Source organism: Gloeocapsopsis crepidinum LEGE 06123, from assembly GCF_015207655.1.
GTDB lineage: Bacteria > Cyanobacteriota > Cyanobacteriia > Cyanobacteriales > Chroococcidiopsidaceae > Gloeocapsopsis > Gloeocapsopsis crepidinum.
This window is the reverse complement of the sequence record NZ_JADEWN010000040.1, coordinates 38,518-51,939: the sequence shown is the minus strand read 5'-3', so window position 1 is coordinate 51,939 and position 13,422 is coordinate 38,518. Positions and strand designations below refer to the sequence as shown.

The following is a 13,422-nucleotide window of genomic DNA, read 5'->3' as shown; positions in this document are numbered from 1 at the left end:
CATCGTAGTCCCGTCAATTTTGGTGTTAATGTCCTCTGTGGTTTGATTGCTTATTGTCATCAGCCCAAAAAGCCCTCCCTTCACTTAGAATGGGCTTTACCTCCATCTGCTTAACCCGAACTCAGGTTCACTTACACCAAAACAGATTGCATCAACGGCTGATCAGGAGACAACTTCCCTGTTCGCAGCCACTCATCTAACTCTGGTGGTGTTTGTACTTTATTTAGTTGTGTGTGGAGTTGTTTGCCTTCGAGAATTTCTTGTTGCAACAAAATCTGAGCAGTTTCCTCTAATAGATCGCGATTTTGATCCAAAATGCTCAAAGCAATATGATGTGCGCCATCAACAATGTCCTTGACTTCGCGGTCGATATCTTCGGCAACTTTTGGGCTAACCGAACGACGCGGATTACTATAACCGCCTAAGAACTCTTGTTGAATTTTCTCAAAAGCAACAGGACCCAACTCATCACTCATACCATAGAGCGTTACAGCGCGTTCGGCTAAATCAGTTGCTTTTTGAATATCATCACTTGCACCTGTAGACACTTTGCCAAAAATTAATTCTTCAGCTGAACGTCCACCAAGGAGTATTGCAATTCGACCGCGCAATTCATCCTCAATCATCAAAAAGCGGTCTTCTTCGGGCATTTGTACGGTATAACCCAAAGCACCCACACCACGAGGAACCACAGAGATTTTCTCAACTTTACCTGCGCCAGGCATTAAAGCACCAATAATGGCATGACCAACTTCATGATAGGCAACCGTCTTTTTCTCATTTTCATTAAGAACGCGCGATCGCCTCTCTAAACCAGCAACAACACGTTCAATTGCTTCATTAAAGTCACTCATCGCCACAGCTTCACGATTTTGTCGGGCTGCAAGCAATGCGGCTTCATTGACTAAATTTGCTAAATCTGCTCCAGCAAATCCTGGTGTACGTCCTGCAACTGTGAGGAGATCGACATCATCTGCTAACTTGACATTCCGTGCATGAACTTTGAGAATCGCTTCGCGACCAACTTTATCAGGACGATCGACGACAACTTGACGGTCAAATCTACCAGGACGGCGTAACGCAGGGTCTAGAATTTCAGGGCGGTTTGTTGCTGCAATGATAATCACGCCAGTATTCGCATCGAAACCATCCATTTCAGTTAAGAGTTGGTTTAGCGTTTGTTCGCGTTCGTCGTTACCGCCAACAAAGCCATTCGCACCGCCTCGCGACTTACCCAAAGCATCTAACTCATCGATAAAGACAATACAAGGGGCTTGTTGCTTCGCTTGTTCAAACAAGTCACGGACTCTTGCTGCACCAACACCAACAAATAACTCGATAAATTCAGAACCAGAAATGCTGAAGAACGGAACACCCGCTTCACCGGCGATCGCTTTAGCAAGAAGTGTTTTACCTGTTCCTGGAGGTCCTACAAGTAAAACTCCTTTAGGAATTTTGGCTCCAAGTTTGGTATACTTACCTGCATTTTTTAAGAAATCGACAACTTCTTGGACTTCTTGTTTCGCTTCTTCAACACCTGCAACATCACTAAACTTAACTCCAGTCGTTCCTTCTGAATAAATACGGGCTTTACTTTTACCAACAGTTAATGCTGCAGGACCACCACCTTGACGATTAATCAAAAATCCCCAAATTCCAAAGAAAATTAATGGCGGTATTACCCAACTTAAAATAGTTCCAATCCAACCATTATTATTTGGTGCTGGAGCTGCATATTTGACATTATGTTCGCGGAGAATTTTAGGTAAATCGAGGTCAATTGTAATTGGTGTTGTAGTAAATACTTGACTTTCCCCTTCTGTTTCAGGTTTGAGGGCAAATTCAATGCGATCGCTTCCCACAATCGCCCGATCAACTCGATCTGCTTCAACTTGCGTAATAAAGTCACTGTAAGGCACTTGCGGTAAACGTGAACCAAAGCTCGGCACAATGAAATTTAGTAGCAAAAGTATCGTAAATAAAATGAGTAGACTGCCGCCAAATTGCCGTGCTTGAGGTTGTTTTTTTGGACGCTTTTTGTTGTTTGTTTCTACAGGCATTTCAATAGCTTCTCCTATATTCAGTCATTAGCATTTAGCATTAAGAGGGGTCAGGAATCAGAGGTTAGAGGTCAGGGAAATGACAAGTAAGGTGTTGAATGAAGATGCTTTATGTTTCTTCCCCTGATACCTGATTCCTGACCTCCAGCCCCTTCTTTTTCACACAATTTAGGTCAATAGCAAAGCAAATAAACCACACAAAGTAATACCATCAAATACTCCTGCACCACCGATACTTAAGACGCCAGAACTCATTGCTTGAATGTCTTTGAGATGCAGTAAGTCAGCACCAATTAAAGTTCCTAAGATCCCGCCTGCAAAAGCAACAGGCGCAGCATGGGCTGTCGCTAGTACCATTGCCGATAAAGCAGCTGTTAAAGGTGCGAGTAAAGGATTCATCTGAATACCAATTCCTGGGACAACTCGCGCTGCATAGTAACTAACTAATGTAACAATGGCAGTCATTAACACAATTGCTAGCGCATCACCTTGCGTAAATTGATACAACGCCAACCCCACTGGAATGACACCGCCTCCCACATTAATTGCTACTACAGTGGAGCGTTTCATGCGTTTGAGAGGAATGCCCCAATATTCTTGTAACCACAACTGTGTTAAATTATCTGCAGTTGTTTGCGGAGCTGCCACTTTATAAAGTGGAATGTTGATTGTACTGCCGATGATGACTGCAGCTAGTAATAACACTGCGACATCGGGTGCAAACCCCAGCTTGGCTACTGCTAGCCTTACAACATCAACTGCTACAGTGAACCAAAGAAATGGCAGTAACAGTAATAAGACTAGGAATAGTAAAAATGATACCGGCAGGTAAAACATTAACTGACTAAGCGTTAGAGCTTGGGCTAAATTAAATGGCTCTAAAGATATTGTAAAAGTAGGGGATCGCGCTACCAGTTCGGTGTTTACTTAACTTTCCACCGCAAAATCCACACCTTGAAATGCAGGAAAGTAGGGAGAAAAAACTGCAACCTCTACCCTTGCTTGTTTACAACTTCGCGGACTTACTTGTAAAGAATAATGTTTTGGATATTCTTAACTTCAAAATTCAAAGCTTTTGAAACCGAAATATGCTAACGCATCGGCTTGACAGTTTTTAGAGCCGTAGCAAGATTAAAATATAAGTCCCTCAAACAATAAGCGTAAATCATGAATCAGACTGGATTTATTTTTAAGGTGCTTTTGTTATCTACTGTCATGTCAGTTTTGATTAAGTATGGTGGTGCATATCTACCAATTCTGCCAACGACAATAACTGCATTGATTGTTGTTTTACTACCGAGTATCGTTATGGCGATCGCTTTGTTCCAACGCTTCCAACAGCATTCCGAGTCATAGTAGTCAGTAATCTTCATTTCCTCCAGTTCCAATTCCCTCACAATATGCGTACAATTGCCGAAATTAATGAAAAAATCGCTCGCCAAAGTGCAGTGGTGTTAACAGTTGAGGAATTGAAAGCACGGGTTGCAGAAGTCGGCGTTAGTCAAGCCGCAAAAGAAGTAGATGTCATTACTACTGGCACATTTGAGCCGATGGAATCATCGGGAGCCATTATTAATTTAGGACATACCGATCCCCCAATTAAAATTCGTCGCTGTTGGTTGGATGGTGTTCCCGCTTATTCGGGCTTTGGAGCCGTAGATTTATATTTAGGCGCAACTCAGGCGGTTGAAGCAATTGATGGTGAAGAAGTGCGAGAAAAAGGCGGGGGTCATGTTATTTCCGACTTGATTGCTGGATTACCAATCCAGCTACGTGCTTTAGGACAAGTCACTGATTGTTATCCGCGTGCGACGTTTGAAACGACAATTACCCGCGACACGATTAACCAGTTTTATTTATTCAATCCCCGAAATCTATACCAAAATTTTATTGTAGGAGTCAATGGCGGCGATCGCCCTTTACACACGTATCTAGGACCGCTACAACCTCGTTTAGCTAATGCTGTTTACTCAAACCCTGGGGCACTTTCTCCACTATTAAACGACCCGAATTTACAACTAATTGGAATTGGTACGCGAATTTTCTTAGGTGGTGGCATTGGCTATGTTGCTTGGGAAGGGACACAACACTTTCCTTTACAAAAGCGCCTCCCAAACGACACACCAATAGGTCCTGCGGCAACTTTAGCTTTGATTGGTGATGCCAAACAAATGGATGCCCGTTGGGTACGTGGTTGCTATTTTAAAAGCTATGGTCCTTCTCTCATGATCGGCGTCGGAGTACCCTTACCCGTTATAAACGAGGAAGTCGTTGCCCGCTGTGCAGTTCAAGACAACGACTTAGTAGCTCCTATCGTAGACTTTTCGATTCCACGTCGCGTGCGTCCTACCTTTGGTTTGGTCAGTTACGCACAGCTTAAATCTGGGCGGATCGCGATTGAAGGGAAACCTGTGCGCGTTGCTCCCCTAGCCAGTTTGTTTTTATCACGTCAAGTCACAATCGCCCTAAAACAGTGGATTGAAGCAGGAAAATTTACTCTCGCTAAGCCAGTTGCACCAATCCCTAAAGAACGCTCTTTTCTTCCTCAAGACATTTGGGGCGCACAAGTTGTCTTGGAGTGAAAAAGGAGTCAGGGGCGTTAGCGCAGCGGGACAAAGTCCGGAGTGAGGAGCGAGTGAATAGTGGAAGAGTGTTCGAGTAGTAGAGATACCCTTCAACCCTACCACCCGCCTACCCGCATACTCAACTCCCGCTTACTCTCTGTCCCTCTCTCTAGTTTGGTGGCTTCGGGCGCTTGATTGGTTTAGGAACTGAGGCTTTGGGTACAGGTCGCGTTATAGGCTTGGGATCTAGAGATTTGCGCACTGGGCGTGGTGTATCTGAATTACGTTTAGGAAGTGGATAACCTCCTTTACGAGGACTACCACCTCGCTTTAATTTGGGCTTCGATGGCAGAATCGCGATCGCACTTCCCTCTTTAAGTACCAAATCTTTCTCTTGCCTTTGCACGTGTAAGTCCCAAAATTGACCAACAGCTTTACTTCCGAGATCGCCGCTGAGTTTTAACTTAAAATATTTGGGCTTATCCGAATCTTTGCGCGGAGCCTGCTTAATTTTCACAATGAAGTGTTGATCGGGCGCAGACTGATAAACAATTTCACCTCGCACTGAGAAATAACCATCTTCTACTAAATCTGAAGTGCGGGGTGGTTCTAACGCAGAAAATTCATTTTCCTGATCCCCAATTTCGGAATCCTGATTTTGACTTTGTTTTGCTAACTTATCTGGTTCCCAGACACCAACAACTTGCAGGTGTAAAGTACCTTCTTTTTGTTGCGTACGCGGATAAACCACCCATAAATGTTCTTGGGATAAATCGAGGTGATTCCTCACCAAGCTCATCACTCTTCCTAAAAGGACAGCATCAATTTCAATTCCCTCACTTGTCAACAGTATGCCTTTAGTGAACTGTTCGGCACTGGGAACATATCTACTCCGAACCAAACCAATTGCCCGATACTGCATTGGTTCACTCGGAGGCGGAATTGGTTGTTGTCGATTAACAGATGTTTCTACAGCATCTGTTACAGTTGGTGATGATTCACCCCCAATTTCTACCTGAGATTCAGTTGACACAGAGTCAAAGGCAGCATTGGATGATTCGGAAAACGGATTAACGGAGGAATTCATAAAAACTCCTTGCGGCGGAGACACATCCAACTTGAGATTATATTTGGCACTTGCACGTTACCTGTAGACTGTTAGGAAGTACACAAGTGTTGTGCTTCTTAGCAACAAAAAGTAGCTAAAATGCACTGTGCAAACTCCAGTGTGCGAAGCATAGCATAGCTGCATAGCCTCCAGTAACCAAACAAAGTACAGCCGTCACATTCCGGACATTATCCGAAGGTTTTACATATCATTGTCAGCATTCATTAATTTCAAACTCTATCCCACAGCGCGTTTCCACAGAAATTGTTGAGACTTGTTTTGAGCACCTACTTAAATAATATTGCAGCTATTTTAACTCGTTAGTCTAGAAAGCTTCGGCAAAGTTAAAGCAATTTTCAGTAATTCTCTTATTCATCACAAATAATATTATTTTAGATTTAGAGTTCAAGGCAGTTTTGTGTCTCAACCGCGTAGACGCTGGTTTATTAGTGTAGTTCTGGTGCTGGCAATCATTGCCTTCGTTGGGTTTTCAATGATTCCTTTGATCAGCACCGCATTTCGCGCCAGTCAACCAGTAAGCGAAACATCTGTAACCAACCAAGGTCAAAAACAACTCGAAGAAGCTGCACGAGGCTATGAAGTCGTTTTGCAGCGCGAACCAGAAAATCAAACAGCATTACGGGGATTAGTCGAAGCACGAATTCAACTATTGGATCTTAAAGGGACTGTTGATCCTCTCGAAAAATTGGTCGCATTGAATCCGGCAGAAACACAATATGGCTTACTTTTAGCGGAAGTTAAGCAAAGGCTAGGCGATCGCGAAGGTGAAGCTGCGGCGTATCGCTCGATTCTCAATGCAAATCCAGGTAATCTCCAAGCGCTTGAAGGACTAGCCAATGTCCAATTACGCGAACAACGTCCAATGGAGGCAGTTGCCTTACTACAAAACACCCTCTCGAATGCCCCAGAAGCTAATCAAAATCAGCCTGGTAGTGTAGATATTAATGGTGTCAGGCTACTTTTAGCTCAAGTCTATGCCACGCAGCAAAATTACAATGAGGCGATCGCTATCTACGACGAACTGATTAGTAATAACAAACAAGATTTTCGTCCAGTATTAGCAAAAGCTATGGCATTACAGCAACAAGGCAAAAATGAGGAAGCTAAACCCTTATTTGATAATGCTGCAGGATTAGCCCCCGCTCAATACAAAGAGCGAATTAATCAACTCGCAACTCCTTCTCCAACTCCTAGCCCTCTCGCACCTGACATTACACCGTCTCCTTCTCCACCTCCTAGCCCCTAGCCATAGCATCAATTACGCATAAGGTCCTTCCCACCACGCCATTAGTCCGAATAACAAAAACAAACAACCACCAAAAATAGTTAGTGCTTGCTCAGATATGCGTCCAGCTAACATTCTGCCACCAATAACGGCGATCGCAGCACACAGCGCATGACCTAAAATTGCCCCTGCTGTTACTCCTAAAGGATTATTACCTGCTGCTAAGGCGATTGTTGCAATTTGCGTGCGATCGCCCCATTCAGCTAGAAATGTCAAAACAAATGCTTCAGTACAAATCGCCCAATTTGATTGCTGGGGTAAGCTACCTTCTGCCTTTTCTATAATATCTACAGCTTCTTGCACCACTTCCACATCACAAGCATTGGCAGGCATTTGACTTGCATCGTACAAAAGCTTAAAGCCAAAGCCAATAAATAAAGTAATTTCGGCATAGTAGATGTAGTTTGGCGGAAATACTGATGCAACTTGCCCCACGAGCACAGATAATACCGTCATTGTTGCTAAAGCTGCGACGACAGCAGCAAAAATCAGCCTACGCGAATGGCGCATTGCTAAAATTGCGGCAATAAAAAATGTTTTATCTCCTAGCTCAGATACTGCAATGAGGAAAAAACCCGCGATAAAAGCAGATAGCACCTGATCAAGCTCCTCAAACTAAACTAACCTCTGCTTGATGAGCTTGATGACAGCCAAAAGACCCCACCAAGCTCACAATTCCTGCTGTGAACTTAGTGAAGGTCTCACTTCCAAATTAGCTTGGCAATACTACTTGCTAAGTTGTCACTTGAACCAGGTTATTCACCAGTATGTTGACTCAAGTGTGCTGACAAAATCGCGTGTCAGCAGTTACTCCCCTTCAATTTAGGATTATTTTACTACGTCTTTCGATAGATTAAAAGTACTTTGTGCTAAGTCGTGAATAGTTTCTTGCCAAGATGATGGTGAATTGTTTGGAGGTAACGGACGCAAATAGTAGTAGCTACTGACTATTAACACCACAGCAGAAACTGCACCTATTGCTAGTCCTAGCCACAATGTCAACTGATCTGACTTGCTATTGGTAGTGTTGCTGGTATCAGTTGTGAAAGTTGGCGATCGCTTTTCTACGGCATCTGAGGTCAGTTGAACCAAGTTTAAGTTGTCATTTTGTGTAAGAGGTTGCAATGCTTGTAAGGCTTCTGTTGCTGACTGATAACGCTCTTTAAAGTGGTAGCGCACCATTTGATTTAGGATGTTTGCTAAACGAGGACTAACATCGGCGTAGTGTTGCCAAATAATCTCCCCATCCGCATCTTCAAGTAACTCACTCGGACTGCGCCCAGTCAAGGCTTGAATACCAATCATCCCTAGTGCATAAATATCACTGTTTGGTCGAGGTCTACCTCTTCCTTGTTCAGTTGGCATATATCCAGGAGTACCAATAGCAACGGTAGCAGGAATTCCCTCAACAAATTTGGAACTTGTCTGACCTCCAGCTGTGACGACTTGCTTCCAGACTTGCTTGACACTACCAAAGTCAATTAACACTAATTGGCGATCGCTACGACGAATTAAATTGCTAGGTTTGATGTCGCGGTGAATCAATCCGTAATCATGGACATACTCTAAAATGCCTAAAACTTGTTGCAACAACTCTACTACTTGACTTTCCTGCCAAGGTGTTTGTAGTTCTTCACTCAAAGGATGACCAGTCACGAACTGCTGCACCAAGTAGAATTCTCGATCGATCTCAAAGTGAGCAAGTAGCTGTGGTACTTGGTCGTGTTCGCCTAATTTCTCTAAGGCTTGTGCTTCTCTGGTAAATGATGAGCGCAGGTCAGCTATTGTTTGCGGTTGAGGGCTAGTCGCGGTTGAAAGATGTTTAATCACACACTTAGCTGAGTCTGGTTCAAAAAGGTCTTGAGCCAAGTATGTTTGACAAAATCCTCCCCTACTGAGAATTTCTAGTATTTGGTATCGACCTTTAATGACTTCGCCTATCATGTTAAGAAGCGGATAAAGTATGTAGTGCTACTTTTGATTACTGACGTGCGATATTCTCTGACGATACTGGTGCAAATCCAACTTGCTCTAGTGCTTTTTGTCCCTGTTGACTTAGCAAAAGATTAGTGTAAGCTTCTCCTGCTTGTTGTTCTCGACTTTGGTTTTGCTTGGTAATGACAAATAAATTGTAAGTGATTGGATATTCACCGCTTTCAAAGACGGCTGTATTTACCTGATTCCGTTCAGCGGGACATTCACTTGTCTGAACTGAGGGCTGGCGATAAGGAGCGATCAGCTGATTAATATTCTCGCCTAAAGGCAAAGTTTTGACACTACATTGAGGTACTATTGTACGTGCAGAAGCATAATATATACCACCTGGGGTATTACTCACTTGACGTAACGCTTCTGTTGTTGTGGTGACATACTGCACTTGAGTTCCAAACTGCGACGACTGGCTTTGAGAAGCAAATATAGGAGCGTCTGCATCTTCTAACGGTCGAGAAAATGGCACAATGTTAAGGTCTGGTCCTCCAACTTGGCTCCAGTTGGTAATTGTTCCTTGATAGATTTGCCGCAACTGCTCAGTCGTTAATCCTGCGACTGTTAGTGAATGGTTCACGGCTACTGCTACACCATCAACTCCAACAGGACTTTGCTCTAGTACAATACCTCGCTCTTTGGCGATCGCAGCTTCTGTTGCTGTTAGAGGACGAGAAGTTTGAGCTATGTCTATCTTTCCGTCAAGCAACATCTGAATACCTGTCCTGGAACTGGGGACTCCTTCATCAGGAGATACATAACGCAGTTGTAATTCTGGACGTGCATTTTGAATTTGTGCATCTACCAGCTGTCTGATCGCCGCCCAAGCTGGACTACCACCATAGTTAAATGTACCAGTCGGTACTGCTGCAACTGACTGAAAGTTTGATACATCGCTTGCAACTGAAGCAACACCTGAATTTTGAGTTGAGGCGTCGTTACTCATGAATAAACGTGGTCTTAACCACCACAAGACACCACCAATCACGACAAGTGTTAGCACTTTACCAATGACCAGCCCTCTAATCAGCAGTACAACATCTTTGCTTAACCGATTCCGCGTTTGTTCTCCATTATCAGTCATCGCCGATCTTCTTTAAATGAGGGAGCAAGTTAAAAAGCTTAAAATGTCTTCTAATAAATAAAATTACCTTAAGCTGAGAAGTTTACGTAACAACATGGAATATTATGTATCTAAAGTTAACATAGTCTGCGGTTAGTTTATGCAAGCCTGCCGTTAGCTAATTGCCAATCGAAGAATACTAATTATTTTCATAAGCTGACTCTGCTAGGAATTCCCCACTTTCTCAGCCCTAGACATAGAATCGCCATTAATTCAATAGAACCCTAATACTTTCTTTCTTGCGGTTCAAACATTGTAATCGTAACAGGTCGATATTGTAGGTCAATTCCGGCTGGGGAATAGTAAGCCATTGTATGTTTAAGAAAATCGCTATCATTGCGCTGCGCGTAGTCTTCGCGGTAGTGTGCGCCGCGACTTTCTTGACGATTTAAGGCAGCTGCAAGAATGATTCTACCTACGACAAATAAACTTTGTAGCTCTAATGCTTCGATAATTTCTGTATTCCAACATGTGCTTTTGTCATCTAAGTAAATGTCTGGATATTGTTGTTGTAATTGTTGTATTTGTTGCAAGCCTTCTTGCATAATTTCGGCAGTACGAAAGACACCACAATGCTGCGTCATGCAGTCTTGAAAAGCAGTACGAACTTGGTTGATTCGGTACTTTCCTGGTTGTTCGAGTAAGACTTGCAGGCGACGCTGGGCTTCTGTAATGTAACGTTGCTCATCAATTGCAGGTAACTTGCGATTTTGTACATACTGCGCGATCGCTTTCCCCGTTCGGCGTCCATAGACAACACACTCAAGCAGTGAATTACTTCCCAGACGATTTGCACCATGCACCGAGACACACGCACACTCACCAGCAGCAAAGAAGCCATCAACTAAATTGTCTCCACTACTGCGGACTTGCCCATCGGTATTAACAGGAATTCCCCCCATTGAATAATGCACCGTAGGACGCACCGGCATCGGTTGATGTACTGCATCAATACCAACTAAGCGGTGGGCTTCTTCCCAACAGAAAGGAACGCGGCTCATAATTTTTTCTGGTCCCATGTGGCGCAGATCGAGATACACAAATGGTCCTCCTGCACTTCCATCAGCATGAATCCCGCGTCCAGCGCGAATTTCTCTGGCGATCGCGCGGGATGTGATATCGCGCGGTGCTAATTCCATACGACTTGGCGCATAATTCGCCATAAAGCGATCGCCTTCACTATTAATCAAATACGCACCTTCACCGCGTACAGCTTCTGAAATCAAAACACCTACTGGATACAAACCTGTTGGGTGAAATTGCACAAATTCCATATCTTCCAAAGGTAAACCAGCCATTGCAGTCATGGCTAAACCATCACCAGTGGAAGCATAATCATTCGATGTAGTATTGTAGACGCGACCATAACCACCAGTCGCAAACATGACGGCTTTAGCGCGGACTACTTCAAGTTTTCCATCGCGAATGTTATAAGTCACGATACCTTTAGCTTGACCATCTTCTAAAATCAAGCGCAGGACATACCACTCATCGTAAATCTGGACGCCATATCGTCGTAAATTGTTAACAAGTTCGTGGAGAATTGCATGACCTGTTTTGTCAGCTGCGTAGCAAGTACGATTATGTGAGTGTCCTCCAAACGCACGCTGGGCAATTCGCCCATCAGGTAAACGAGAGAACAGCACCCCCATATGTTCCAAATCAATCACCACATCAGGTGCTTCTCTTGCTAATAGTTCTACCGCATCTTGATCGGCTAAGTAGTCTGAACCTTTAACAGTATCAAATGCATGAGCTTCCCAAGTATCACTAGCATCAACATTTTTGAGCGTTGCGGCAATTCCGCCTTGTGCTGCAACCGAGTGCGAACGAATCGGGTGTGTTTTGGCAACAACAGCAACGTCTAATTTTGGATCAGTGCGGGCAATTTCTACTGCTGCACGACATCCCGCTAATCCGCCACCTACAATAACAACATCGTGTTCGAGCATGATTTAGTATAAAATTTTTGTTTTTAATTTAACGCGAATTCACTTGATAGCCCAACGACTTTAGTCGCGGCTTAACAAACCCCTTCCACCTCCGTGGACTAATGCGAAGATAAAGGCTGTAGAAACCTGTGAAGATAGGTAAAGTCTAGTGTAGCAGCAGTTTTAACTGCTCAGATTTCTTTCAAACCTCTAACCCCTCGCCCCTCACTCCTCACCCCTAGTTGCTCGCCCACAGCATTCATAAATCATGGCAAAAGGTTAATATTATAGACTAACCGATTAACTATTCCACCTCCTTGCATTCATGGCAGAAACACTCTTTTTTAATGCGCTACGTGCCGCCATTGATGAAGAAATGGCACGCGATGCTACTGTATTTGTTCTCGGTGAAGACGTCGGACACTACGGCGGTTCGTATAAAGTTACCAAAGACCTTTATAAAAAATACGGCGAACTGCGGTTACTCGACACGCCCATTGCCGAAAATAGCTTTACTGGAATGGCTGTAGGAGCCGCAATGACTGGATTGCGACCTATAGTTGAAGGTATGAACATGGGGTTTTTGCTTCTTGCTTTTAATCAAATTGCAAATAATGCCGGAATGCTACGCTATACTTCTGGCGGTAACTTTAAAATTCCAATGGTAATTCGCGGTCCTGGCGGTGTGGGTAGACAACTCGGTGCAGAACACTCACAAAGGCTAGAGGCTTATTTTCAGGCAGTTCCAGGGTTAAAAATTGTTGCCTGTTCCACTCCTTATAACGCTAAGGGATTACTCAAATCAGCGATTCGCGATGAGAATCCAGTATTATTTTTTGAACACGTACTACTGTATAACTTAAAAGAAGATCTACCAGAAACTGAATATTTGTTGCCTTTAGACAAAGCCGAAGTCGTCCGCCCAGGTAAAGATGTGACAATTTTGACGTACTCGCGGATGCGTCATCATGTGCTCCAAGCGGTAAAAACTTTAGAAAAGAATGGTTTTGACCCTGAAGTTATTGACTTAATTTCACTCAAACCTTTAGATTTTGATACGATTGGTGACTCGATTCGGAAAACACATCGTGTCATTATTGTGGAAGAGTGTATGCGCACAGGAGGTATTGGTGCTGAACTGGTTGCCTCAATTAACGATCGCCTCTTCGACGAACTCGATGCACCTGTATTGCGCTTGTCTTCACAAGATATTCCCACACCATACAACGGGGCTTTAGAGCGATTGACAATTGTTCAACCAGAGCAAATTATCGAAGCAGTCGAGAAGATGGTGGCATTGCGGATTTAGCAGTGCATTTTTAAAACGTTATCATAGCGTTTGTC

At 43.7% G+C, this 13,422-nt stretch carries 11 protein-coding genes and 1 pseudogene; 5 read left to right on the top strand and 7 right to left on the bottom strand.

Annotation, left to right across the window (positions count from 1 at the left end):
- Nucleotides 1–114: pseudogene (locus IQ230_RS26755) on the top strand (IS982 family transposase); the annotation flags it as partial.
- A gap of 17 nt (nucleotides 115–131) precedes the next feature.
- Here IQ230_RS26755 and ftsH read toward each other — a convergent pair.
- Nucleotides 132–2,060 (bottom strand): ATP-dependent zinc metalloprotease FtsH, encoded by a 1,929-nt coding sequence (gene ftsH / locus IQ230_RS16040; RefSeq protein ID WP_193933043.1) that lies wholly within the window; start codon nucleotides 2,058–2,060, stop codon nucleotides 132–134.
- Between the two features lie 168 nt (nucleotides 2,061–2,228).
- Nucleotides 2,229–2,897 (bottom strand): DUF1614 domain-containing protein, encoded by a 669-nt coding sequence (locus IQ230_RS16035; protein ID WP_193933041.1) that lies wholly within the window; start codon nucleotides 2,895–2,897, stop codon nucleotides 2,229–2,231.
- A 330-nt stretch (nucleotides 2,898–3,227) separates the two neighbouring features.
- Between IQ230_RS16035 and IQ230_RS16030 the strand changes: the two genes are divergently transcribed.
- Both IQ230_RS16030 and IQ230_RS16025 read left to right on the top strand, forming a co-directional pair.
- The gene (locus tag IQ230_RS16030; protein ID WP_193933039.1) at nucleotides 3,228–3,416 is read left to right on the top strand and encodes a hypothetical protein; all 189 of its coding nucleotides are present in this window, start codon (nucleotides 3,228–3,230) and stop codon (nucleotides 3,414–3,416) included.
- A 44-nt stretch (nucleotides 3,417–3,460) separates the two neighbouring features.
- The gene (locus tag IQ230_RS16025; protein WP_193933037.1) at nucleotides 3,461–4,642 is read left to right on the top strand and encodes a homocysteine biosynthesis protein; all 1,182 of its coding nucleotides are present in this window, start codon (nucleotides 3,461–3,463) and stop codon (nucleotides 4,640–4,642) included.
- Nucleotides 4,643–4,793: 151 nt separating this feature from the next.
- Here IQ230_RS16025 and IQ230_RS16020 read toward each other — a convergent pair whose 3' ends face one another.
- The gene (locus IQ230_RS16020; protein ID WP_193933036.1) at nucleotides 4,794–5,711 is read right to left on the bottom strand and encodes a hypothetical protein; all 918 of its coding nucleotides are present in this window, start codon (nucleotides 5,709–5,711) and stop codon (nucleotides 4,794–4,796) included.
- Nucleotides 5,712–6,150: 439 nt separating this feature from the next.
- On the opposite strand from IQ230_RS16020, the gene IQ230_RS16015 reads away from it, so the two are divergent.
- The gene (locus IQ230_RS16015; protein WP_193933034.1) at nucleotides 6,151–6,999 is read left to right on the top strand and encodes a tetratricopeptide repeat protein; all 849 of its coding nucleotides are present in this window, start codon (nucleotides 6,151–6,153) and stop codon (nucleotides 6,997–6,999) included.
- A gap of 12 nt (nucleotides 7,000–7,011) precedes the next feature.
- On the opposite strand, the gene IQ230_RS27705 is transcribed toward IQ230_RS16015, so the two are convergent.
- The 4 genes from IQ230_RS27705 to IQ230_RS15995 all read right to left on the bottom strand — a co-directional run bounded on the left by IQ230_RS27705 (nucleotide 7,012) and on the right by IQ230_RS15995 (nucleotide 12,099).
- Entirely contained in the window at nucleotides 7,012–7,635 is a 624-nt protein-coding gene (locus tag IQ230_RS27705; RefSeq protein ID WP_193933032.1) for a TMEM165/GDT1 family protein, read from the bottom strand.
- A gap of 231 nt (nucleotides 7,636–7,866) precedes the next feature.
- Complete coding sequence (locus IQ230_RS16005) at nucleotides 7,867–8,982, bottom strand: serine/threonine-protein kinase (protein ID WP_193933030.1); 1,116 nt, start codon at nucleotides 8,980–8,982, stop codon at nucleotides 7,867–7,869.
- 37 nt (nucleotides 8,983–9,019) lie between these two features.
- Nucleotides 9,020–10,108 (bottom strand): PstS family phosphate ABC transporter substrate-binding protein, encoded by a 1,089-nt coding sequence (locus IQ230_RS16000; RefSeq protein WP_193933028.1) that lies wholly within the window; start codon nucleotides 10,106–10,108, stop codon nucleotides 9,020–9,022.
- A gap of 263 nt (nucleotides 10,109–10,371) precedes the next feature.
- Nucleotides 10,372–12,099, bottom strand: coding sequence for a succinate dehydrogenase/fumarate reductase flavoprotein subunit (locus IQ230_RS15995; RefSeq protein WP_193933026.1), 1,728 nt, complete (start codon nucleotides 12,097–12,099; stop codon nucleotides 10,372–10,374).
- Nucleotides 12,100–12,403: 304 nt separating this feature from the next.
- Here IQ230_RS15995 and IQ230_RS15990 point away from each other — a divergent pair, with 304 nt between their 5' ends.
- On the top strand, nucleotides 12,404–13,387 hold the full coding sequence (locus IQ230_RS15990) for an alpha-ketoacid dehydrogenase subunit beta (RefSeq protein WP_193933024.1): 984 nt from the start codon (nucleotides 12,404–12,406) through the stop codon (nucleotides 13,385–13,387).
- Nucleotides 13,388–13,422: the final 35 nt, after the last annotated feature.